The following is a 21886-nucleotide window of genomic DNA, read 5'->3' on the forward strand; positions in this document are numbered from 1 at the left end:
GCCAGCCTAGGTGCTCCCCGAGCCTGCCGAAGACCCGCCCGGCGATCCCGGCGCCGCCCACCCTCCACCCGTGCGGCGCCTCGACGGGTGGTACCCGTCGGTCGATGCCGTAGCCGTCGTTAACCTTGACCGCGATGGCCGTCGTGACTGACCCCCAGCCCCCCGCCCGGACCGACCCACCCGCGTCCCCGGAAGCGGGCCGCCGGCGCATCGTCGCCATGACGATCTGGGCGGTCGCCTTCGTCGCCGCGTGGCTCGGCATCGGTCTACCCACCGACCCGGCGTACGCCTTCGTCTGGATCTGGCTCGGGACCATCGCCTGGCACAGCGACCGCCCGTGGCGCAGCCACCTGCGCTTCGCCCGGGACTGGGTACCGGTGGTGCTGCTGCTTGCCGCGTACAACCTGTCGCGCGGGTTCGCCGACAACGGCGCCACCCCGCACGCCATGGAGTTGATCGTCGCCGACCGGTTCATGTTCGGCTGGGCCACCGGTGGGGAGGTGCCCACCGTCTGGCTGCAGGAGCACCTGTACCGCCCGCAGGTGCACTGGTGGGACATCGCGGCGAGCTGGGTGTACTTCTCGCACTTCGTGGTGGCGCTGGCCGCCGCCGCGGTCCTCTGGCTGCGCGACCGGCACCGCTGGGCCGCCTACATGCGGCGCTGGGGTTTCCTGTGCGCCGCCGGGCTGGCCACCTACTTCATCTATCCGGCCGCCCCGCCGTGGTGGGCCGCGCAGAACGGCCTGCTCACCGAGGTCGCCCGGATCTCCACCCGGGGCTGGAAGGTGTTCGGCATGCACGGCGCCGGCAACGTGCTCAACGCCGGCCAGATCGCCTCGAACCCGGTCGCCGCGATGCCGTCGCTGCACACCGCGTGGGCGCTGTTCGTGGTCCTGTTCTTCCTGCACACCACCCGTCGCCGGTGGTGGCCACTACTGCTCGCGTACCCCCTGGCGATGACCTTCACCCTGGTCTACTCCGGCGAGCACTACGTGATCGACGTGCTGGTGGGCTGGACGTACGTCGGGCTGACCTACCTGGTGGTCGGCCTGGCCGAGCGCGGCTGGAGGACCTGGCGCGCCCACCGCGCCACCCAACCCCCCACCACACCCGTCACGACCGCACCCCCACCCCCACCCCCACCCACCGAAACCCCAACCCCGCCCATCCCGGCCAACCACTAACCCGCCCCGCGTCCCGGCCCCGCCCGGTTCCGGCCTCCGCCCCTTCCCCGGTGATCATGAAGTTATTGCTCCTCGCGCCGGCGTGTCGGGGCAATAACTTCATGATCAACCGGGGTGGAGCGGGGTTGGGGTTGGGTGGGGGTGGGGTGGTTAGCGGGGTGGGGCTGGGGTTTGGTGGCGGGCGGCGGTTGCTCGGGTGGTCAGTTCGGCCGCCAGGGACCAGGCTTCGGCGAGGTCACGGTCCTGGGCCGCCGCGCCCGAGCCGCCGGCCGTGTCCGCGTACACGGTGGCCAGCCCCAGCCGACGCTGCACCGGCCCCTGCACGACGCGCACGCTCTGGATCCGCGCGTACGGCACGATCGCCAACTCCCGGGTGAGCAGCCCGGACCGGGTGGCGAAGACCCGTTCGAACAGGCCCGCACCGAGCGCGCCGCGTCCGAGTGGGTGCAGCCAGCGCGTCCGGGGCGGTGGCGGGCTCAGTGTGAGCGCGTCCAGGCGTACGCCGGGTAGCACCTCGCCGACGATCATCGTGGCGGTCGGCAGGTCGCCCACCGGCAGCAGCCGGTCCGGCCGGTTGCGGTCGTCGGCCTCCGCGATCGAGTAGCCGGCCACCTCCAACCTCAGTCGCAGCCAGTCGTTGACCCGCCACAACAGCGGCCACGTGGCCCGTACGGTCTGGACCCGGTCCAGCGGCACGGTCTGCGCCCGGGTCTCCAGCAGGCCGTTGTGCACCCGCAGGGTGCCGCCGTCGCGGGCCAGCCGGAAGTTCCAGTCGTCGAGGACCCGGCGGATCGGTTGCAGCAGCACACCGGCCATCGCGGTGAGCGTGCTGGCCACCGCGATGAACGACCACGACCCGGCGGTGACGAACTGCACCACGACGAATGCCACACCGAACGGGAGCAGGAACGCCTGCGGGGTGAGCAACTGGCTGACCAGCAGGTTCTTGTTGCGTACCGCATGCAGTGGCCGGCCCGGCACGGCCGTCGCCGCCTCGGTCGGCGTCGCGGGCGCGGTGGTGTCGGGTGCCGCCGTCCGCCCGGCGAGCGCCAGCAACCGCGCGCGCAGGCGGGCCGCGTCGGCCACCCCGAGGTACGCCAGCGGCGCCTCGGTCTTGCCCCCGCCGACGACCTCCAGGCGCAGCTCGGCCAGGCCGGTGAGCTGGGCGAGCAGGGGCCGGACCACCTCCACGGCCTGCAACCGCTCCAACGGGATCGCCCGGGTACGCCGCCACAGCAGCCCCTCGTACACCCGCAGCTCACGACCCACCACGTGGTAGCCGGTGTTGTACCAACTGATCACCGACAGCACCGTCGCGCCGAGCGCCAGCACCACCACCATGGCGGCGAACCAACCGAAGCCGACCCGCGACAGTGTCGACCAGGACAGGCCGGCGATCACCACGACCAAAGATTTGGCACCGTGCAGCAGCGGGCTGAGCGGGTGCAGCCGTTGCCGAGGCTCGCCGTCACCGCCGCCCCCCGGCGCCGGCCAGGGCTGAACCGCCTGCGCCGGCCCGACGGGGTACGGCGACCCAGCGGCCTGCGGTGGTCCGAGCGGGTGCGGTGGTCCGACCGGCTGTGGCGTGCCGGGCGGGAACGCGCCGCCGTCGGAGGGTGGCGGTCGGGTGCCCGGCTCGACGGGGCTCTCGCTCATCGGGCCGGCTCCCGGCGTCGCCGACGGTCGCCCGCGCGGCCGGTCACAGCCCCTCCGCCCGGTCCTCGCCGAGCGCGGTGAGCCGGTCGCGCAGTCGGGACGCCTCGGCCGGACGCAGGCCAGGTACCCGTGCGTCGCTGGCGGCTGCGGCCGTGTGCAACTGCACGGTGGCCAGGTCGAAGGCGCGTTCCAGCGGGCCGGCGCTCACGTCGACGAACTGCATGCGGGAGTACGGGACGATCGACAGCCGACGGACCAGCAGCCCGTGGCGCACGAGCAGGTCGTCGTCGCGCTCGGCGTAGCCCCAGGCGCGTACGGCCCGGACGATGGCAGTGGCCCGCCACGCGCCGAGCACCAGTACGACGGCGAGGGCGAGACCGAACAGCCAGTGGCCGCTCAGCGCCCAGCCGATAGCGGTGACGGCCAGGCCGACGGCCACCACGAGCGCGAGCCGGATCAGCTCCACCCAGATCAGGTCGGCGGAGATCGGCTGCCACTGGACGGTGTCCGGCCACGGCTCCAACGGGCCGTGTCTCGACCCGGCGGGGTCGCGCCCGGCCGGCAGGAGCCCGGGGGGCGGCAGGTCGGGCGGCGACGAGGGGACGTCGTGGTGGCTGTCGGACGGGGGAACGGCGTTCGGGGGCAACGGGGCTGGCGACGACACGTCCGGGGGAGACGGGTCCGGGCCGAGCGTGCCGGGCGCGGGGAATGCGCCGGGCGCGGGGAATGCGCCGGGCGGCGGCGCGACGCCGGGCGGCGCAGCGGCTGGGGAGGTCGCCCGGGTCGGGGCGGTGGGGCCGGGCAGGGCCGGTGGGGCGTCGGGGTCGGGGGAGGTCGGGATTTCGGCGCGGTCCTCCGCGCTCACCGATGGGATCCGTTCTGCGCGTCCCGCGCCGCCGCGCGAGACGCCACGCTGCTGTGCCTCATCGCTCGCTCACATGTCGAGGGTAGGCGATCCGGACACCGGAGTGACGGTACGGAGGAAGCCCCGGGCGTCCAGGAACGCCCCGAGGGTGTCGCGGTGCTCGGCGCAGGCCAGCCACGTCTTGCGCCGATCGGCGGTGTGCAGGCGGGGATTGTTCCACTCCAGCGCCCAGACGGCGGGGGCGCGGCAGCCCCGGGCCGAGCAGACCAGGGCTTCGTCGGCAGGGGTGGGGGCGCTCATCCGGGCCAGTCTAGGGCGGCCGGACGGAAAAGTTTGAGCGCCGGGCGGCCACGGGGGGAGCCGCCCGGCGACGGGATGAATCGTACACACGGCGGCCCGGTCCCTGTCCACCCGTGACGCGCGATTCGGTGGTCGGGACGGCGCGGCGAATTTCGGCTTCTCCCCACCTCGGCACTCAGGAAGGCATGCGAGTCTTGATACCGCATCAGCCGCGACGACCGACGAACGCTGTGGAGGACCGGTGGCCCAGCCGACCACGCCCGACGCCCCGACGCCGAACGGGGCGGCACCGCAGGCGCCCGCCCCGGTGACCACGCCCGCGCAGGACGCCACCCTGCTGGAGAAGGCGTTGTTCGAGATCAAACGGGTGATCGTCGGCCAGGACCGGATGGTCGAGCGGATGTTCGTCGCGCTGCTCGCCCGCGGCCACTGCCTGCTCGAAGGCGTGCCCGGCGTCGCCAAGACCCTGGCCGTGGAGACCCTCGCCAAGGTCGTCGGCGGGTCCTTCGCCCGGGTGCAGTTCACCCCGGATCTGGTGCCGGCCGACATCATGGGCACCAGGATCTACCGGCAGTCGAGCGAGAAGTTCGACGTGGAGTTGGGCCCGGTCTTCGTCAATTTCCTGCTCGCCGACGAGATCAACCGTGCGCCGGCCAAGGTGCAGTCGGCGCTGCTGGAGGTGATGAGCGAGCGGCAGGTGTCCATCGGCGGCGAGAGCCACCGGGTGCCCGACCCGTTCCTGGTGATGGCCACCCAGAACCCGATCGAGCAGGAGGGCGTCTACCCGCTGCCGGAGGCCCAGCGGGACCGCTTCCTCATGAAGATCGTCGTGGGCTATCCGACCGACGCCGAGGAGCGGGAGATCGTCTACCGGATGGGCGTTGCCGCGCCGGAGCCGACGGCGGTCTTCGACACCCCCGAGTTGATCGCCCTGCAACGCAAGGCCGACCAGGTCTTCGTGCACAACGCGCTTGTCGACTACGCGGTACGTCTGGTGCTGGCCACCCGCGCGCCCGCCGAGCACGGCATGCCGGACGTCGCCCAGCTGATCCAGTACGGCGCCAGCCCGCGCGCCTCGCTCGGTCTGGTCCGGGCCACCCGGGCGCTGGCGCTGCTGCGGGGCCGCGACTACGCCCTGCCGCAGGACGTGCAGGACATCGCCCCGGACATCCTGCGGCACCGGTTGGTGCTCAGCTACGACGCGCTCGCCGACGACGTGCCGGCCGATCACATCGTCCAGCGGGTGATGTCGACCATCCCGCTCCCGTCGGTCGCACCCCGGCAGCAGGCCACCCCGCCGTCGACCGTCCCACCGCCTGGCGCGGGCTGGCCCGGGCAGCGGCCGTGACCTCACCCACCCCTCGACCCGCCCCTCTGGCCGACCGCAGCGAGGCCGTGCTGTCCCGACTCCAGTTGCTGGTCACCCGCAAGCTCGACGGTCTGCTGCAGGGCGACTACGCCGGCCTGCTCCCCGGGCCGGGCAGCGAGGCGGGGGAGTCGCGGGAGTACCGCCCCGGCGACGACGTACGCCGGATGGACTGGCCGGTGACCGCGCGGACCACGACCGCGCACGTGCGGCGGACGGTCGCGGACCGGGAGTTGGAGACCTGGTTGGCCCTGGACCTCTCGGCCAGTCTGGACTTCGGCACCGGGCAGTGGCTCAAGCGGGAGGTGGTGGTGGCGGCCGCCGCTGCCATCACCCACCTGACCGTGCGCGGCGGCAACCGCATCGGCGCGGTGATCGGCACCGGTGGCGGCGCGTCCGCGCCGGCGCGGCGCTGGCGGGGTGGCCCGCCTCCGGCCGGTCCCGGCGCGTTCACCCGCCTGCCGGCCCGCTCCGGTCGCAAGGAGGCGCAGGGCCTGCTGCGTACCGTCGCCCGTACGGCGATCCAGCCCGGTCGAGGTGACCTGGGAGCACTCGTCGACATGCTCAACCGCCCGCCTCGGCGGCGCGGGGTGGCCGTGGTGGTCTCGGATTTCCTGGCACCGGCCGAGCAGTGGGCCCGGCCCATGCGCAAGCTGCGCGTACGGCACGACGTGCTGGCGATCGAGGTGGTCGACCCGCGTGAGCTGGAGCTGCCCGACGTGGGGGTGCTGCCGGTGGTCGACCCGGAGAGCGGTGAGCTGCACGAGGTGCAGACCGCGGACCCCCGGCTGCGGCAGCGCTACGCCGAGGCCGCAGCCGCCCAACGGGCCACGATCGCCGCCGCGCTGCGCGGTGCCGGCGCGGCCCACCTGCGTCTGCGTACGGACCGAGACTGGCTGCTGGACATGGTGCGTTTCGTGGCCGCGCAGCGGCACGCGCGTACCCGGGGGACGACACGATGATCCGTTTTCTGCAACCGTGGTGGCTGCTGGCCGTGCTGCCGGTGCTGGCGCTCGCCGCGTTCTACGTGTGGCGGCAGTTGCACCGCCGGGCGTACGCGATGCGGTTCACCAACGTGGACCTGCTGCGTACCGTCGCGCCGAAGGGCCTCGGCTGGCGGCGGCACGTCCCGGCGACCGCGTTCCTGCTCTGCCTACTGGTGCTCGCCACGGCCCTGGCTCGGCCGGCGATGGACACCAAGGAGCCGCTGGAGCGGGCGACCGTGATGCTCGCCATCGACGTGTCGCTGTCGATGCAGGCCGACGACGTGGCGCCGAACCGGTTGGAGGCCGCGCAGGAGGCGGCGAAGCAGTTCGTGGCCGAGCTGCCGGAGAGCTACAACCTGGGCCTCGTTTCGTTCGCCAAGGCGGCGAACGTGCTGGTGCCGCCGGGCAAGGACCGGGACGCGGTGACCGCCGCGATCGAGGGTCTGGTGCTGGCCGAGGCGACCGCGACGGGCGAGGCGGTGTTCACCTGCCTGGAGGCGATCCGGTCGGTTCCGGCCGACGGTGCGGCGGGTGTCCCACCGGCGCGGATCGTGCTGCTGTCGGACGGTTTCCGGACCTCCGGCCGGTCGGTGGAGGAGGCGGCCGCCGCCGCGCAGGCGGCCAACGTGCCGGTCTCCACCATCGCGTTCGGCACGGACACGGGTCAGGTCGACATCGGCGGGCAGCTCCAGCGGGTGCCGGTGGACCGGCTGGCCCTCGCCGAGCTGGCCGAGACCACCGAGGGCTACTTCTACGAGGCTGCCTCGGTGAGCGAGCTGAAGCAGGTCTACCAGGACATGGGCAGCTCGATCGGTTTTCGCACCGAGCCGCGCGAGGTGACGCAGTGGTACGCCGGGGTGGCGCTGCTGCTGGCGCTCTGCGCCGGCGCGCTCAGCCTGCTCTGGTCGTCGCGGATGCTCTGACCGAAGGCCGGGTCAGCGGATGACCTGAGCCGACCGGGTCAGCAACGGCCAGGGGAGGGACGGCCGGTGGTGGTCAGTGACCGCCGCCGGCCAGGACGAAGACGACGGCCACCCAGACGGCGGCGAGGGTGAAGCCCAGCGGGGCGACGTAGCGGCTCATGACAACTCCGAGTGGCGGCTGGACGGTCCGCGTGCGGGGGCGGACCGCAGGGGGTGGGGACGCGCACACGAAGTCGTGACCGGGCGGCTCCCGGCGACCGTCCGGTGACCGGACGGTGCGGCACACACCACGGCGTTCGCCGAGGTGGTGGGGGAGCGGAGCGGGGTCAGCTCGCCAGACTGAGTCGTGGCTCAGCGGGGCTGACCATCGGCCCGGCCACGACTGGGAGGATCGCTATCTCGCACAGCGATCACCTCCTGAAAGTCGGCCCGGTCCGAACGTCGATGATCGTACACCTGCGTCGGCGCGGGCACGCACTCGGCCGACCGGCCGGCGAGCGCTCCACCGCCCGGCCGGCGCGACCCGCCGGGGCGGTCCGTCGACCCGCTCCGGCGACCCGTACGCACCACCGTGGCCAGCACCGCGGCCAGCAGCGGCAGCCAGCAGCACCGGGCCAGCAGCCACCCCGGACCGTCCGGTGCGGTGTGCAGCCCGGGTAGGGGCAGGCCGCCTCGTGCGGTGAGCGCGGTCACCCCGACCAGCACCGGTTGGTGCCACAGGTAGATCCGCACGGCATCGCTGTTCAACCTGCCCACCACCCGCGCGGGCAGCGGTCGGGCCAGCAACCGCTCCCACCCTGGTCGGGCCAGCAGGCCCACCCCGACCTGGGTGACCGCGAGCGCCACCGCCAGCAGCGACGGCGGGTTGAGGTTGGACACCCCGGCCCCGGGCACCCCGACCGCGCTGACCGGGTAACCCGCCGCCAGCAGCACGGCCAGCGTGACGCCCCCGCCCGCCGCCAGCAGGGCGGCCGTCCGCCGTCCACCCAGCCGCCCGTCGGCGTACGCCAGGCCGAGCAGGTACGGCACCGACCAGGCCGCCACCACGCTGACCGGCGGCACGGTGACACCGTCCGGCAGCAGACGGACCACGAGGTCGCTCACCGCCACCACGGCCACCGCCGGCAGCGCGCAGCGTGTGACCCCCCATCGGCGTACGGCCGCGCGCAGCGGGCCGCTCGACGCGACGAGGAGCAGCAGCGGCGCCAGGAACCACAGCGGACTGACCGCGAGCCGCAGCCCCACGGCGAGCGTGTCGTCCGGTGCCCCCGCCACCGTGGCGGCCAGCAACACCGCGGCACCCGTGCCGAGCAGCGCCACCGCGGGCAGCAGCAGCCGACGCGTCCGGCGGGCCAGCCAGCCGCCCCACCCGCCCCGGTGCCCGGCCAGCGACCGTGCCGAGCCGAAGCCGGCGGCGAAGAAGAACAGGCCGAGCGTCTGCAACACCCAGGTGACCGGGGCCAGGCCGGGCAGCGTGGCCAACGGACTGGCCTGGTGCAGGCCGCCGTCCCCCGCCAGCACCAGACCGGTGACCAGCCAGTGCCCGAGCACGACCCCACCGATCGCGTACGCCCGCAGCGCGTCGACCGCCCGGTCGCGGTTCACCGCGCCTCCTCGACCGGCCCGGTGCCCAGCACGACCTCCGCGAGCGCGCCCAGCGTGGCGCTGCCCGTCGCCAGGTAGCCGTCGTGCCCGGACACCCCGTCCACCGGCAGCGGCCGGGCGCCGAACGCCGGGTCGCCCGGGCGACGCCCGTACCCGAGATCGGGCAGCCGCACCCCCGGCACCCGGCGGATCCAGTCGGAGGACGCCTCGGCCGCCCAGAACCGCAGGCCGTCGCGCAACTCGTCGGCCCGCTGCACCCCCGCGCCGACACCGCCGAGGCTCACCACGTCGCCGACCTGCGCCGGGGCGTGCGCCGCCGCGAGCGCCGCCACCAGCGCCCCGTAGCTGTGCCCGATCACCGTGATCGTCGCGGTGGGACGCCGCGTCGCCAGCTCCCGCAGCAGTCCGGCCAGCCCGACCGCCCCGCGCCGGGCGCTCGCGTCGCTGACGGCGGCCACCACCCCGTCGGGCGGGTCGTAGCCGAGCCAGGCCAGCACCGCGACCCGCGCCGACGGGTCGGTCGAGCGCAGCCGCCGATACAGCTGCGCGGCCTGTACCGCCGGCGCGCGCCCGGCCACCCCGCCCAGCCCCCGGTCGAAGTCGGCGAGCGTGCTGCCCACCCCCGGCACCAGCACCGCGATCCGGTCCGCGTCGGCCAGGTCGCCGAGCACCTCCACCGCGCGGCCGTCACCGCGCGCGTCGAAGGTCAGGAACCGGCGTCCGTCGGCCACCCAGTCCGCGTACGGGTGGCCGGCCGCGCGCATCGCCGCCGCCGTCACCGGGTACGCCTCGACGAACCCCGCAGCCGCGACCGGCTCCGGTCTGCTGGGCAGAATCAGGTTCACGCCGAGCAGTGCGCTCAGCGCCACACGGGCGGCACCTCGTCGTCGCATGCGCGTTCTCCCCTTCCGGAATGTCGTCCGGAGGGAGAGTGCGGTGGCGTACGGGTCGCGGGCGTCGTGCCGGGGAGCCGCCTTGCGGGTGGCTCTCCGGTGCTACTCGCCGGCGGCGACCAGACCGGTCTCGTACGCCAGCACCACGGCCTGGGCCCGGTCACGCAGCCCCAGCTTGGCGAGGATTCGCCCGACGTGCGTCTTCACCGTCTGCTCGGCCACCACCAGGTCGCCGGCGATCTCCGCGTTGTTGCGGCCCCGGGCGATCAACCGCAGCACCTCGGTCTCACGGGGGGTCAGCCCGGCCAGGTCGGTGGGGCGGGGCCGGCGGCGGTCCGGGCGGGCCGCGAACTCGGCGATCAGCCGGCGGGTGACCGCCGGGGCGAGCAGCGCGTCCCCGGCCGCCACCACCCGTACCGCCTGCACCAGATCGGCCGCCGGGGCGTCCTTGAGCAGGAAGCCGCTGGCACCGGCCCGCAGCGCCTCGTACACGTAGTCGTCGAGGTCGAACGTCGTGAGGATGAGCACCCGGGGGCGCTGTGCCGACCGGTCACCCAGCAGCTTGCGGGTGGCCTCCAACCCGTCCAGGACCGGCATCCGCACGTCCATCAGCACCACGTCCGGGTCGAGCCGGCGGGCGGCGGCCACGGCCTGCGCGCCGTCGGCGGCATCGCCCACCACGAGCAGGTCCGGCTGGGCGGCGAGCAGCGCGCCGAAGCCCTGACGGACCATCGCCTGGTCGTCGGCGATCAGCACCTTGATCATGCGTCTGCGCTCCCCACCTCGTACGGCAGTTCGGCCACCACGGCGTACCCGCCGTTAGGCAACGGTCCGGCGGTGAACGTACCGCCCAGCGAGGTCGCGCGCTCCCGCATGCCGGTCAGCCCGTGTCCCGGGCTGCCGTCGACGGTCGGTCGGACGTCGGGCGGGGAGTTGTCGACGCGTACTCCCAGACCGGACGGACCGGAACGGACGGTGACGCGCACCGCGGCGCCGGGCGCGTGTCGGGCCGCGTTCGCCAGGCCCTCCTGGACGATGCGGTACGCGGCCAGGCCGACCGGTGCGGGCACCGGCCCCGACGGGCCGGCTTCCAGGGTGACCGGCAGCCCGGCACGACGGGCCGCGTCCACCATCGCGCCCAGGTCGGCCAGGTCGGGTTGCGGGGTGGTCTGCGGCCCGCTGGCCTCGCTGCGGAGCACCCCCAGCAGCCGCCGCATGTCGGTCAGCGCGTCGCGGGCCGAGCCGGCGATGGCGACGAACTCCGCGGCGGCGGGGGCGGGCACGTCGCCGAGTCGGTACGGCGCGGTCTCGGCCTGCACGGCGATCAGCGACATGTGGTGCGCCACCACGTCGTGCAGCTCGCGGGCGATCCGGGTGCGTTCCTCCAGGACGGCGCGACGCTCCTGCTCCCGCTCGCTCAGCTCGGTCTGCGCCGCCAGAGCCCGCCGGGACAACCTGTTGTGTCGGTACAGGTCGCCGACGATCGCCAGCGCGCCGAACAGCAGCAGGACAGGCACCCGGTTGTCGGGGTGGACCAGAGTGAACACCGGCACCGTGCTGATCGCCACCACCCAGGCCAGCACCGGCCGGTCGACCCGCGCGACGACCACCGCCAGCACCGCGACCGACCCGAGCGCCAGCGGCGGGGTCCACGGCCAGGCCTGGTCGGCGGGCGCGTTGAACGTGCACACCAGCAGAGCCACCACCGTCAGCCGCCAGGCCAGCAGCGGAAACCGGGGCAGCGCCAGCAGCGGCGCCACGGTCATCGCCGCGAACAGCAGCGCGACCGGCGTCGGCAGGCCCCACTCGCTCTCCACGGTCAGCGTGATGAGGAACAGGCCCAGCGCGGCGAGCAGCCCCACCGGGGCGGCGTAGCGGGCCAGCCTGGGCCACCGGGCCAGCACCGACCGTTCGGGTGGGGCGTCCAGGCCCCACAGGGTCTGCCGCAGGGCGCCGAGGGTCACGGCGATCGGTTGCCGGCTCACCACCCGGAGGCTACGGGCCGAGGGCGCCACCAGGCGTGCCCCCGCAGGTTGATCCCCACGTCGTACCTTGGTGGGACGCCACACCCGTTAGCGCTTACTTGCGGGTAACGCCTAGGCTCCGAGCCGTCCGTGCTGTGCACTCGCAAGGAGGAACCGTGGCCCGTACCGTGCTGGTGACCGGTGGCAACCGGGGAATCGGCCTGGCCATCGCGCAGGCCTTCGCCAAGCAGGGCGACCGGGTGGCGGTCACCCACCGCAGCGGCGAGGCCCCCGACGGGCTGTTCGGTGTACGGGCCGACGTCACCGACGCGGCCTCGCTCGACGCCGCGTTCACCGCCGTCGAGGCCGAGCTGGGCCCGGTCGAGGTGGTCGTCGCCAACGCCGGCATGACCGACGACACGCTGCTGCTGCGGATGTCCGAGGAGCAGTTCACCACCGTGGTCGACACCAACCTCACCGGCGCTTTCCGGGTCGCCAAGCGCGCCTCCGGCAAGATGCTGCGAGCCAAGTGGGGCCGGATGATCTTCATTTCCTCGGTGGTGGGCCTCTCCGGCGGCGCGGGTCAGGTCAACTACGCCGCCAGCAAGGCCGGCCTGGTCGGCGTCGCCCGCTCGATCACCCGCGAGCTGGGCAGCCGCAACATCACCGCGAACGTGGTGGCGCCGGGCTTCATCGACACCGACATGACCGCCGGCCTGTCCGACGACCGCAAGGCGGAAATCCGCAAGTCCATCCCGGCCGGCCGGATGGCCAGCCCGGACGAAGTGGCCGCCGTCGTCACCTGGCTGGCCTCGGACAGCGCCGGGTACGTATCCGGCGCCGTGATCCCGGTCGACGGCGGCCTCGGCATGGGCCACTGACCTTCTCTGACTACGGAGGAAACCCTGCATGTCCGGACTGCTCGCTGGTAAGCGACTGCTCGTCACCGGTGTCATCACCGACGCCTCGATCGCCTTCTCGGTGGCGAAGATCGCCCAGGAGAACGGCGCTCAGGTCGTACTCACCGGCTTCGGCCGGCTCTCCCTGGTCGAGCGGATCGCCAAGCGGCTGCCCGAGCCCGCGCCGGTGATCGAGGTCGACGTGACCAACGCCGAACACCTGGCCAGCCTCGCCGACCGGGTCCGCGAGCACGTCGACGGGCTCGACGGCGTCGTGCACTCGATCGGCTTCGCGCCGCAGAGCTGCCTCGGCGGCGGCTTCCTCGACGCGCCGTGGGAGGACGTGGCGACCGCCCTGCACGTGTCGACCTACTCGTACAAGTCCCTCGCCATGGCGGCCCTGCCGCTGATGTCGGCCGGCGGCGCGGTGGTCGGCCTGACCTTCGACGCCAGCAAGGCGTGGCCGGTCTACGACTGGATGGGCGTGGCCAAGGCCGGCCTGGAGTCCACGTCCCGCTACCTGGCGATGCACCTGGGCAAGCAGGGCATCCGCAGCAACCTGGTCGCCGCCGGACCGCTGCGTACCATCGCCGCCAAGTCGATCCCCGGCTTCGACCAGTTCGAGACCGCCTGGAGCGAGCGCGCCCCGCTCGGCTGGAACCTCACCGACCAGGAGCCCGCCGCGCGGGCCTGCCTGGCGCTGCTCTCCGACTGGTTCTCGGCCACCACCGGCGAGATCGTGCACGTCGACGGCGGCTACCACGCCATCGGCGCCTGACGCTCTCATCGGCGACGCCCCCGAGGGCCGCGCGCGTGACCTACGCGTCCGGACCAGGGGGCGTCGCCGGGCCGTCGTGGGCGAGGGGCAAGAATGACCCCATGGTGTACGACGCGGTGGTGCTGGTGTCCTTCGGCGGGCCCGAACGGCCCGAGGACGTGATGCCGTTCCTGCAGAACGTGACCCGCGGCCGCGGCGTGCCGCCCGAGCGGCTGGCCGAGGTCGCCGAGCACTACCAGCACTTCGGCGGGGTCTCCCCGATCAACCAGCAGAACCGTGAGCTGCTGGCGGCCCTGCGCGCCGACTTCGACGCGAACGGCATCGACCTGCCCGTGTACTGGGGCAACCGCAACTGGGACCCGATGCTCGCCGACACCGTGACCCGGATGCGCGACGACGGCGTGACCCGGGCGCTTGCCTTCGTCACCAGCGCGTACGGCGGCTACTCGTCCTGCCGGCAGTACCAGGAGGACATCGCCGCCGCCCGCGCCGCCGTCGGGCCGGACGCGCCGGTGATCGAGAAGTTGCGGCAGTTCTGGGACCACCCCGGGTTTATCGAGCCGCACGTCGACGCGGTCCGGGCCGCCCTCGCCCAGCTCGACCCCGCGAAGCGGGACACGACCCGACTCGTGTTCACCGCCCACTCCATCCCCACCTCGATGGCGGCCAACGCCGGCCCGCGCGGCGGCCGGTACGAGGCGCAGTTGCGCGAGGCCGCCCGGCTGGTGGCCGAGGCCGCCGCCCCCGACCTGGAGTACGACCTGGTGTGGCAGAGCCGGTCGGGCCCCCCGCACGTACCGTGGCTCGAACCCGACATCAACGACCACCTCGGCGTGCTCGCCGAGGGCGGCACCACCGGCGTGGTGGTCAGCCCGATCGGGTTCGTCTCCGACCACCTGGAAGTCGTGTGGGACCTCGACACCGAGGCCCTGGAGACCGCCAAGCAGCTCGGCCTGGACTTCGTCCGGGCCGGCACCCCGGGCACCGACCCGCGCTTCGTGACCATGATCCGTGAGTTGGTCATTGAACGCACCGACCCGGACGGCGCGCAGCTGCGCCGTCGCCTCGGCGACCTGCCAATGTGGGACACCTGCCCCACCGTCTGCTGTGTACCGACCCGTCGACCGACGCCTGCTGGGGGCACCGATGCATGACCGCAAGCCCGTGCAGAGCTGGCTCACCGACATGGACGGCGTGCTGGTGCACGAGGGTCAGCCGGTGCCCGGAGCGCCGGAGTTCATCAACCGGATGCGCGCCTCCGGCAAGCCGTTCCTGGTGCTGACCAACAACTCGATCTATACGCCGCGTGACCTCACCGCCCGGTTGAGCCGGATGGGGCTGGACGTTCCGGAGGAGTCGATCTGGTCGTCCGCGCTGGCCACCGGCCAGTTCCTCGCCGACCAACGCCCGGGTGGAACCGCGTACGTCATCGGTGAGGCCGGCCTGACCACGGCGCTGCACGCGGTCGGGTACGTGCTCACCGACTTCGCCCCGGACTACGTGGTGCTCGGCGAGACCCGCACCTACAGCTTCGAGGCGATCACCAAGGCGGTCCGGCTGATCAACGACGGGGCCCGCTTCATCTGCACCAACCCCGACGTCACCGGCCCGTCCGTGGAAGGCGCGTTGCCGGCCGCCGGCTCGGTCGCCGCCATGATCTCCAAGGCGACCGGGGTGGAGCCGTACTTCGTCGGCAAGCCCAACCCGATGATGATGCGATCGGCGCTGAACACGATCAACGCGCACTCGGAGACCACCGCCATGATCGGCGACCGGATGGACACCGACATCCTCTGCGGCCTGGAGGCCGGGCTGGAGACCATCCTGGTGCTCACCGGCATCAGCAGCCGCACCGAGGCCGAGCGGTACCCGTACCGCCCGTCCCGCATCATCAACTCGGTCGCGGACCTGCTCGACGAGATCTGACGACCGCGCCGCGCGGCGGCGCACCGTGCGGTCCGACGGCGGCGTCGTGCGGCCAGACGGCCGTGCCGTCCAACGGCTGTGCGGTCCGACGGCTGTGCGGTCCGACGGCTGTGCGGTCCGACGGCGGCGGGGGCGTGGGTGGGTGAGACGTCCTTTGCTCTGCTTCAGCGGAGGAAACGCTCGTGGCCTTCCGGTGTCGCCTTGGTTGAAGCAGAGCAAAGGACGCGTGCAGAGCGCCGGGCGGGTGGCAGAGCGGCAGGCCGGGTGCAGAGCGCTGGGCGGGTGGCAGAGCGGCAGGCCGGGTGCAGAGCGCAGGACGCGAGCAGAGCCATGGGCGTCTCCGGACGCGACCAGGGCTGAGATCGGGCGTACCCCAGCCCCGACGTGATGGCCTTCTGGATCAAGCGACCGGCGGAGCCGCAGCGTCGCCGGACCGGGTCAGGGACGTAGGGGTGCGTTGCAGGCGGCTACCAGTGCCTGGCGGCAGGCCGTGGTGAGAGGGCGGAGCGCGGCGTCGCGCTGCTGGGCCTCGTAGTTGTTGATGGCGCCACCGGGAGCGGCGTGCCCGGCCAGCGCGAGCACCCGGTCCAGCACGGCGGCCCGGGCGAACAGCCGGCGCGCCCGTGGGTCGAAGCCGGGCGGCAGGTCGGTGGCGCCGTCGGGGCGGCGCAGAGCGGCCAGCGCGCCGGCCAACTCGGGCCGCCACTGCGCCACGTCGAGCCGGGTCAGCGCGGCCGTCGTCTCGGCCAGAGCGGCGGCCAGCTCGGCCTCCGCCTCGGCGGCGCCGGGCAGCGACAACGAGGCGGCCGGAGCGTCGGCCGGCAGCGGGTACACCCGCCACAGCACCGTCTCGAAACAGTCCCCGGAGCCGGAGGTGTGACTACGCACGTGTGGGATCAGGCCCAGCCCGCCAGCCACCACCGCCTCACCCGCCACCAGCGCCGCCCCGGCGAAGTCCCCGGGACCGGGAAGGCCCCGCGGGTCACCCGGCGCGGGCAGCACCAGCCGGATCTCGTCGGGGGAGAGCTTGGCCAGGGTGGGCAGCGCGGCACCCAGCGGGACGTCGGTCCAGGTGCCGGGGGCGTCCGCGACGAGGTGCTCCTCGTCACCGGCGATGGCGTCGGCGACCTCGTCGTACGGCACCAGCCCGGCGCGCCACGCGCGCACCCAGGCAACGAACCGGCTCGACCGGCGCGGCGCAAGCGTGGCCGCGCCCGTTGCGGGGGTGGACATGCCGAAAGGGTACGTGGTGATCGGTGGCCCTGTCTCGGCTGCCGCTCCGGCCGCCCTGCCTGCCCCGAACTGCCCCCTTCGCCCCATCCGCTGCCCGTCCTGCCCCGCCGGTCCCCGCTGTGCTCACGCGGGGACGGTGTGTCGGAGTGAGCGCGTCGGTGGTGGGGGTTAGCGTGATCGACATGGCGGGGCGATACGGCGAGGACGTGCTGGCCGGAGACTGGCGGCGACGAAAGGTCACCCCCGAGGTGGACGCCGAACCGGATCTCGTGGTCGAGGATGCCGACTCCGGGTTCTGTGGAGCGGTGGTGGGCTTCGAGGCCGGCGCGGTGGTGTTGGAGGACCGGCACGGTAAGCGGCGCAACTTCCCGCTGCTGCCGGCGGCATTCCTGCTCGACGGCCGGCCGGTGACGCTGCGCCGCCCGAGCCGCGCGCCGGTGCCGGCGGCCCGCCGACGGACCGCGTCCGGTTCGGTGGCCGTGGACAACGTCCGCGCCCAGGTGGCGAAGGCCAGCCGGATCTGGGTCGAGGGCATCCACGACGCCGCGCTGGTCGAGCGCATCTGGGGCGACGACCTGCGGATCGAGGGCGTGGTCGTGGAGCCGCTGGACGGCATCGACGATCTGGACGCATCCGTTCGCGACTTCGGCCCCGGCCCGACCCGACGACTCGGCGTACTCGTCGACCACCTGGTGCCGGGCAGCAAGGAGAGCCGGATCGTCGCCCGGGTGACCTCGCCGTACGTGCTGGTGACCGGCCACCCCTACGTGGACGTGTGGCAGGCGGTCAAGCCGGCGGCGTTGGGCATCGCGGCCTGGCCGGTGGTGCCGCCGGGGCGGCCGTGGAAGGAGGGGGTCTGCGCGGCCCTCGGGGTGGCCGAGCCGGCCGACATGTGGCGGCACATCCTGTCCCGGGTGAACAGCTTCGCCGACGTCGAGACCCCGCTGATCAACGCCATGGAGCGCCTGATCGACTTCGTCACCGAGCCAGCCTGACCCACCGCCCGGCCCAGCCGCCCGCACGATCCGCTCAGTTTCGGTAATGTTGCTGCCTCACCGCGCGACGAGGCAGCAACATCAGTGATATTGCGCGGATCTTGGACCGGTGGTGGGCGGGCGCGTGGCTCAGGGCTCCTGGTCGGGGGTGCGGGTGTAGACGAAGGTGGCGATGTCCAGGGCGACCGCCCGGCCCCGCTCGTCGCGTCGGACCGTGAGGATCTCGCCGTCCTGGTCACCCGCCCGACCCCGCCAGCGGTCCGGGCCTTCGATGACGAAGCGGAGGTCCGGCGCGCCGATCGGGCCGGCGTGCAGGTCCCCGGCGGGGTCTGCGGTCACCTCGATCTCGGTGCCCATCCACCACCAGCGGCCGGTCAGCTCAGCCAACTCGGCGGGCGGGGCGGTGGCGGCCGGCCGCCACGGGGTGAGCGGTGCGGGTTCGCGGTCCAGTACGAGGGTGAGCAGTCGCCGGCTGAGCGCGCCGAGGCCGCCGGTGCGCAGGCCGTACGAGTTGGCGAAGCCGACCACGGCGGTGCGGGTGGGCCGGTGCACGGCCAACGAGGCGATGTAGCCGGGCATCGATCCGCCGTGCCCGACGAACACGCGGTCGCCTTCGCGGAGGAGTTCCAGTCCGAGACCGTGACCGTGCCTCCACGCCTCCAGGTCGCTGATCACCACGGGGGTGCACATCTCGGTAAGCGTTTCGGCGGCCAGCACCGACGGGTCGGGGTCGGCCAGGAACGCGGCCCAGCGGCCCAGGTCCTCGATCGTCGACCAGAGCTGCCCGGCGGGGGCCATCGCGCCGGTGTCGGTGCGGGGCTCCTCGCGCAGCGTGTCGTGCCAGGGGTGGACGACGTAGCCGCGGGCGTACGGCTCGGTGGCCGCGTACGTGGTGCGCCGCATGCCGAGCGGGTCGAGGACGCGGGTGTTGAGCAGATCGGCCCAGGGTGTGCCGGTGAGCCGTTCGAGGAGGCCGCCGAGCAGCCCGTACGCCAGGTTGGAGTAGTGGTATGTGGCGTGCGGCGGGTAGGCGATCTTGTCGAGGCTGACCCCGGCGAGCAGGGTGGTGAGGTCGACGCCCGCGGCCCGCTCCCACCAGTCGCCCTCGGGTTCACGCTGGATGCCGCTGGCGTGCCCGAGCAGTTGGCGCAGCGTCAGCGAGCCGACCCCCGTGCCCGGCAGGTGCTCCTCCAACGGGTCGTCGACGGTGAGCCGACCCGCGTCGCGCAACTGCATGATCAGGGTCGCGGTCATGGTCTTGCTGATCGAGCCCAGCCGGTACTGCAGGTCGACGGCCGGGCGGGGGTGTTCGCCGGCGGGGGCCACGTGCACCAGCGTGCCGTCGCGGACCACGCCCAGCACCAGCGACGGGGCACGGCCCTCGGCCTGCGCCTGGGCGACCCGGGTGTCGATCTGTCGGGCGGTCTCGGCTAGCAGCGTCAACGGGATCTCCTCGGGTCGGGCCACCGTCGGGTGGTGTTCCGGTGGGCCGGAAAGGGTCTCGCCGAGCCTACTGATCTTCGCGGGGAGGCCGCGCGAGCATTTGCGTGTCACGATCGTGGTGTGGACGCCGTAATGTGGATCGTTCTGGGTGTGGTGCTGGCGGTCGCCGAGATCTTCACGACGACCCTGTTTCTGATCATGTTCGGGGTCGGCGCGTTCGCCGCCGCGGGCGCTGCCGCTCTGGGAGCACCGGTCGCCGTGCAGGCCCTGGTCTTCGCGGTGGTGTCCGCCCTGAGCCTGGTGGTGGTCCGGCCGGTGATCAAGCGGCACGGCCGGTCGGCGCTGGAGAGCGGCGAGCAGCCGTTCGGCGTGGAGGCGATCGAGGGCTCCACGGCCCTGGTGCTGGAGCGGGTGGACGCCGACCACGGCCTCGTCAAGATCGACGGGGAGATGTGGAGCGCCCGGCCGTACGACACGACGCAGACTTTCGAGCCCGGTGAGCGGGTTCGGGTGATAAAGGTCCGGGGCGCTACCGCCCTGGTGTGGCAGGACGATGTTTCTTCCGCCGGCGAGCTGCCGGAAGCGAGAGGGTGAACGGGATGACGATAGTCGGGGTGCTGATCATCGCGGTGGCGTTGATCGCCGTGATAACGCTGGCCAAGGCGGTGCGGATCGTGCCGCAGCAGCGCCAGGACGTGGTGGAACGGCTCGGTAAGTACAAGCGCACCCTCAACCCCGGCCTCAACCTGCTGGTGCCGTTCATCGACGCCGTACGCACCAAGGTCGACATGCGGGAGCAGGTCGTCAGCTTCCCGCCGCAGCCGGTGATCACCTCGGACAACCTGGTGGTCTCGATCGACACGGTTCTCTACTTCAAGGTGGTCGACTCGGTCCGGGCGACCTACGAGATCTCCAGCTTCCTGCAGGCCATCGAGCAGCTCACCGTCACCACGCTGCGGAACGTGATCGGCTCGCTCGACCTGGAGCGGGCGCTGACCAGCCGGGACGAGATCAACCGGCACCTGTCCGGCGTGCTGGACGAGACGACCGGCCGCTGGGGCATCAAGGTGACCCGGGTCGAGATCAAGGCGATCGAGCCCCCGGCCAGCATCCGTGACTCGATGGAGAAGCAGATGCGCGCCGAGCGGGACCGCCGCGCGGCGATCCTGACCGCCGAGGGGCACAAGCAGTCGGTGATCCTCACCGCCGAGGGTGACAAGCAGTCGGCGGTGTTGCGGGCCGACGGTGACCGGCAGGCCCGGATCCTGCAGGCCGAGGGTCAGGCGAAGGCGATCCGGACGGTCTTCGACGCGATCCACCAGGCCAACCCGAGCCAGAAGGTGCTCGCCTACCAGTACCTGCAGGCTCTGCCGCAGATCGCCCAGGGTAGCGCCAACAAGGTCTGGATCATCCCGGCCGAGCTGACCAAGGCCCTGGAGGGCATGGGTGGCGCGCTCGGTGGGCTGAGCCAGATGGTGGGGGATCTGCCCTCGCCGGAGGCTGCCGACCACGCGAGCCAGGTGGAGCGCGAGGCCGCGGAGGCGGCGCAGGCCGCGGCGGACGCCGCCCAGCAGATCCACGACGAGGTACGCGTCGCCGAGGCGCAGGCCACCGGCGGCAACAAGCCGCAGGGGTTGCCCGCGCCGGAGCCGGTCACCCCGGACAGCCTGGTCAACGACCCGACCGACCAGCGCGAGCGCGGCTGATCCGGTACGTGCCGCCGGCCGCGCGGCGCGGAGGCGGCGCTCGGTCGACGGCGGTCGTCAGCCGCCCGGCCGGATAAATGCGAGAAAGGCTCATGGGGCGCTCCGACGCCTGCCACGATCGGTCCTAGGACGGGTGGTGACCAGGCAATCGGGGCGCCCCGGCGCGTCTCGCACCGCTCGTGGACGAGCGAGGTGACGCATGAAGGATCCGGCGAATCGGATGTGGTCCTCGGCCCCGGTGCCCGGCGCGCACGATCCCGTCGCACCCCTGGGCTCCCGGCGCAGCGGCGGCGGCTTCGGTGTGCTGCCCTTCGTCGGCGAGCCCACCCCGCTCGCACCGGCCACGAACGCCAGTTGGGCCTGGTCGGTACGCCGGTTCGCGCGGGCCGCGGTGTGGCTGCTGCCCGCGTACGCCATCCTCTACGGCGCGGTGGCGATGGCCAGTGACGGCGGCATGGGCAATGACCCCTATCCCGCCGACGGCCAGGCGGTGTACCTGATCGGCTGGGTGGCCGCGGTCTGGCTCGGCCTGCTCGCGCTGCTGGCCCTCACCGGCCTGCTGGCCGCGACGCGCAGCCGCCGGGTGGCCGCCGCCGGCCTGCTGGTGAGCATCGCCGGCACGGTGCTGATGCTGCCGTTCGCCGGGTTCGAGGAGCAGACGCCGGTCTTCGGCACCACCGCGCGGTCGCTGGTCCTGCTCGGCGCGACCTTCTACAGCGTCGGGTGGTTCCTCACCGGATGGGCGGTGGCCCGCTCTGGCACCTTCAGCCTCGGCGACGGAGTAATGCTGATCATCGCCGCGCCGCTGCTCGGCCTGGGTGGCGCGCTGATCGGGTCGCTCCAGACCTTCGGTGCGATCTTCGTGCTGATCGCCGGCATCGGCATCGGCTACCGCAGCGGCCGCCTGATGCCCCGCGAAACCGTCCACGACGCGGCCAACGCCAGCCTCTCCACACCCCCAACCCCCTAACCCGGCCGGCCGCCCCGCCGCGCCGCCCGCCCCGCGCCGCCCCGCGCGCCGATGCCGTTGATCATGAAGTTATTGCGCTCTGCCTCGGCGTGGCGTGGCAATAACTTCATGATCAACGCGGTCTGGCGTGGGTGAGTTGGCTGATGGGGGGCCGTGAAGTTGCTGACAATCGGGCTGCGGGGGTGGTCGGTTGG

The 21886-nt window shown here is 73.2% G+C and carries 22 protein-coding genes; 12 read left to right on the top strand and 10 right to left on the bottom strand.

Annotation, left to right across the window (positions count from 1 at the left end; translation table 11 throughout):
• Positions 1-134 precede the first annotated feature (134 nt).
• Positions 135-1184 (top strand): phosphatase PAP2 family protein, encoded by a 1050-nt coding sequence (locus ABZU91_RS26235; protein WP_355245659.1) that lies wholly within the window; start codon positions 135-137, stop codon positions 1182-1184.
• 150 nt (positions 1185-1334) lie between these two features.
• On the opposite strand, the gene ABZU91_RS26240 is transcribed toward ABZU91_RS26235, so the two are convergent.
• From ABZU91_RS26240 to ABZU91_RS26250, 3 genes are all read right to left on the bottom strand, one after another.
• Positions 1335-2840: a PH domain-containing protein gene (locus tag ABZU91_RS26240; RefSeq protein ID WP_355245662.1), complete on the bottom strand. Its 1506-nt coding sequence runs from the start codon at positions 2838-2840 to the stop codon at positions 1335-1337.
• A gap of 43 nt (positions 2841-2883) precedes the next feature.
• Positions 2884-3423 (bottom strand): PH domain-containing protein, encoded by a 540-nt coding sequence (locus ABZU91_RS26245; RefSeq protein WP_355245786.1) that lies wholly within the window; start codon positions 3421-3423, stop codon positions 2884-2886.
• 351 nt (positions 3424-3774) lie between these two features.
• Positions 3775-4005, bottom strand: a complete 231-nt coding sequence (locus tag ABZU91_RS26250) for a hypothetical protein (RefSeq protein WP_355245665.1) — start codon at positions 4003-4005, stop codon at positions 3775-3777.
• Between the two features lie 241 nt (positions 4006-4246).
• On the opposite strand from ABZU91_RS26250, the gene ABZU91_RS26255 reads away from it, so the two are divergent.
• From ABZU91_RS26255 to ABZU91_RS26265, 3 genes are read left to right on the top strand one after another with little or no spacing between them, the layout of a single operon-like run.
• Positions 4247-5353 carry a MoxR family ATPase gene (locus tag ABZU91_RS26255; protein WP_355245668.1) on the top strand — a complete coding sequence of 369 codons (1107 nt, stop codon included), beginning with the start codon at positions 4247-4249 and terminating at the stop codon, positions 5351-5353.
• Positions 5332-6333 (top strand): DUF58 domain-containing protein, encoded by a 1002-nt coding sequence (locus tag ABZU91_RS26260; protein WP_355245789.1) that lies wholly within the window; start codon positions 5332-5334, stop codon positions 6331-6333. Before ABZU91_RS26255 ends, ABZU91_RS26260 begins: the two co-directional genes overlap by 22 nt.
• Positions 6330-7280 carry a VWA domain-containing protein gene (locus tag ABZU91_RS26265; RefSeq protein WP_355245671.1) on the top strand — a complete coding sequence of 317 codons (951 nt, stop codon included), beginning with the start codon at positions 6330-6332 and terminating at the stop codon, positions 7278-7280. The genes ABZU91_RS26260 and ABZU91_RS26265 overlap by 4 nt, the downstream gene beginning before the upstream one ends.
• A gap of 73 nt (positions 7281-7353) precedes the next feature.
• On the opposite strand, the gene ABZU91_RS26270 is transcribed toward ABZU91_RS26265, so the two are convergent.
• The 5 genes from ABZU91_RS26270 to ABZU91_RS26290 form a co-directional block, all read right to left on the bottom strand.
• Positions 7354-7566, bottom strand: a complete 213-nt coding sequence (locus ABZU91_RS26270; protein ID WP_355245674.1) for a hypothetical protein — start codon at positions 7564-7566, stop codon at positions 7354-7356.
• A gap of 65 nt (positions 7567-7631) precedes the next feature.
• Positions 7632-8885 (bottom strand): acyltransferase family protein, encoded by a 1254-nt coding sequence (locus tag ABZU91_RS26275; protein ID WP_355245677.1) that lies wholly within the window; start codon positions 8883-8885, stop codon positions 7632-7634.
• Positions 8882-9778 (bottom strand): alpha/beta hydrolase, encoded by an 897-nt coding sequence (locus tag ABZU91_RS26280; RefSeq protein ID WP_355245680.1) that lies wholly within the window; start codon positions 9776-9778, stop codon positions 8882-8884. The genes ABZU91_RS26275 and ABZU91_RS26280 overlap by 4 nt, the downstream gene beginning before the upstream one ends.
• 102 nt (positions 9779-9880) lie before the next feature.
• Positions 9881-10543, bottom strand: a complete 663-nt coding sequence (locus ABZU91_RS26285; protein WP_355245683.1) for a response regulator transcription factor — start codon at positions 10541-10543, stop codon at positions 9881-9883.
• Complete coding sequence (locus ABZU91_RS26290) at positions 10540-11763, bottom strand: histidine kinase (protein WP_355245686.1); 1224 nt, start codon at positions 11761-11763, stop codon at positions 10540-10542. Before ABZU91_RS26290 ends, ABZU91_RS26285 begins: the two co-directional genes overlap by 4 nt.
• Before the next feature lie 155 nt (positions 11764-11918).
• On the opposite strand from ABZU91_RS26290, the gene fabG reads away from it, so the two are divergent.
• The 4 genes from fabG to ABZU91_RS26310 all read left to right on the top strand — a co-directional run bounded on the left by fabG (position 11919) and on the right by ABZU91_RS26310 (position 15345).
• Complete coding sequence (gene fabG / locus ABZU91_RS26295) at positions 11919-12623, top strand: 3-oxoacyl-ACP reductase FabG (RefSeq protein WP_355245689.1); 705 nt, start codon at positions 11919-11921, stop codon at positions 12621-12623.
• Between the two features lie 28 nt (positions 12624-12651).
• A complete protein-coding gene (fabI, locus tag ABZU91_RS26300; protein WP_355245692.1) occupies positions 12652-13419 on the top strand; it encodes an enoyl-ACP reductase FabI in 768 nt (255 codons plus the stop codon).
• A 101-nt stretch (positions 13420-13520) separates the two neighbouring features.
• Entirely contained in the window at positions 13521-14573 is a 1053-nt protein-coding gene (locus ABZU91_RS26305; RefSeq protein WP_355245695.1) for a ferrochelatase, read from the top strand.
• On the top strand, positions 14566-15345 hold the full coding sequence (locus tag ABZU91_RS26310; protein ID WP_007462546.1) for an HAD-IIA family hydrolase: 780 nt from the start codon (positions 14566-14568) through the stop codon (positions 15343-15345). The genes ABZU91_RS26305 and ABZU91_RS26310 overlap by 8 nt, the downstream gene beginning before the upstream one ends.
• Positions 15346-15783: 438 nt before the next feature.
• Here ABZU91_RS26310 and ABZU91_RS26315 read toward each other — a convergent pair whose 3' ends face one another.
• Positions 15784-16578 carry a hypothetical protein gene (locus ABZU91_RS26315; protein WP_355245698.1) on the bottom strand — a complete coding sequence of 265 codons (795 nt, stop codon included), beginning with the start codon at positions 16576-16578 and terminating at the stop codon, positions 15784-15786.
• Between the two features lie 182 nt (positions 16579-16760).
• Between ABZU91_RS26315 and ABZU91_RS26320 the strand changes: the two genes are divergently transcribed.
• Positions 16761-17573, top strand: coding sequence for a DUF3097 domain-containing protein (locus ABZU91_RS26320; protein WP_355245701.1), 813 nt, complete (start codon positions 16761-16763; stop codon positions 17571-17573).
• A gap of 129 nt (positions 17574-17702) precedes the next feature.
• On the opposite strand, the gene ABZU91_RS26325 is transcribed toward ABZU91_RS26320, so the two are convergent.
• Positions 17703-19016, bottom strand: coding sequence for a serine hydrolase domain-containing protein (locus ABZU91_RS26325; RefSeq protein WP_355245792.1), 1314 nt, complete (start codon positions 19014-19016; stop codon positions 17703-17705).
• Positions 19017-19136: 120 nt separating this feature from the next.
• Between ABZU91_RS26325 and ABZU91_RS26330 the strand changes: the two genes are divergently transcribed.
• The 3 genes from ABZU91_RS26330 (at position 19137) to ABZU91_RS26340 (ending at position 21692) form a co-directional block, all read left to right on the top strand.
• On the top strand, positions 19137-19610 hold the full coding sequence (locus tag ABZU91_RS26330) for an NfeD family protein (RefSeq protein ID WP_355245703.1): 474 nt from the start codon (positions 19137-19139) through the stop codon (positions 19608-19610).
• 5 nt (positions 19611-19615) lie between these two features.
• Positions 19616-20722 (top strand): SPFH domain-containing protein, encoded by a 1107-nt coding sequence (locus ABZU91_RS26335; RefSeq protein ID WP_355245706.1) that lies wholly within the window; start codon positions 19616-19618, stop codon positions 20720-20722.
• 199 nt (positions 20723-20921) lie between these two features.
• On the top strand, positions 20922-21692 hold the full coding sequence (locus tag ABZU91_RS26340) for a hypothetical protein (RefSeq protein WP_355245709.1): 771 nt from the start codon (positions 20922-20924) through the stop codon (positions 21690-21692).
• Positions 21693-21886 lie beyond the last annotated feature (194 nt).

This window comes from Micromonospora sp. NPDC005174, from assembly GCF_040608495.1.
Taxonomy (GTDB): domain Bacteria; phylum Actinomycetota; class Actinomycetes; order Mycobacteriales; family Micromonosporaceae; genus Micromonospora.

Coding starts and splice junctions, on each gene's coding strand:
- ABZU91_RS26315 (WP_355245698.1), bottom strand. CDS start 16,578: ATGTCCACCCCCGCAACGGGCGCGGCCACGCTTGCGCCGCGCCGGTCG.
- ABZU91_RS26285 (WP_355245683.1), bottom strand. CDS start 10,543: ATGATCAAGGTGCTGATCGCCGACGACCAGGCGATGGTCCGTCAGGGC.
- ABZU91_RS26335 (WP_355245706.1), top strand. CDS start 19,616: ATGACGATAGTCGGGGTGCTGATCATCGCGGTGGCGTTGATCGCCGTG.
- ABZU91_RS26250 (WP_355245665.1), bottom strand. CDS start 4,005: ATGAGCGCCCCCACCCCTGCCGACGAAGCCCTGGTCTGCTCGGCCCGG.
- ABZU91_RS26235 (WP_355245659.1), top strand. CDS start 135: ATGGCCGTCGTGACTGACCCCCAGCCCCCCGCCCGGACCGACCCACCC.
- ABZU91_RS26240 (WP_355245662.1), bottom strand. CDS start 2,840: ATGAGCGAGAGCCCCGTCGAGCCGGGCACCCGACCGCCACCCTCCGAC.
- ABZU91_RS26340 (WP_355245709.1), top strand. CDS start 20,922: ATGAAGGATCCGGCGAATCGGATGTGGTCCTCGGCCCCGGTGCCCGGC.
- ABZU91_RS26320 (WP_355245701.1), top strand. CDS start 16,761: ATGGCGGGGCGATACGGCGAGGACGTGCTGGCCGGAGACTGGCGGCGA.
- fabI (WP_355245692.1), top strand. CDS start 12,652: ATGTCCGGACTGCTCGCTGGTAAGCGACTGCTCGTCACCGGTGTCATC.
- ABZU91_RS26310 (WP_007462546.1), top strand. CDS start 14,566: ATGCATGACCGCAAGCCCGTGCAGAGCTGGCTCACCGACATGGACGGC.
- ABZU91_RS26280 (WP_355245680.1), bottom strand. CDS start 9,778: ATGCGACGACGAGGTGCCGCCCGTGTGGCGCTGAGCGCACTGCTCGGC.
- ABZU91_RS26265 (WP_355245671.1), top strand. CDS start 6,330: ATGATCCGTTTTCTGCAACCGTGGTGGCTGCTGGCCGTGCTGCCGGTG.
- ABZU91_RS26305 (WP_355245695.1), top strand. CDS start 13,521: ATGGTGTACGACGCGGTGGTGCTGGTGTCCTTCGGCGGGCCCGAACGG.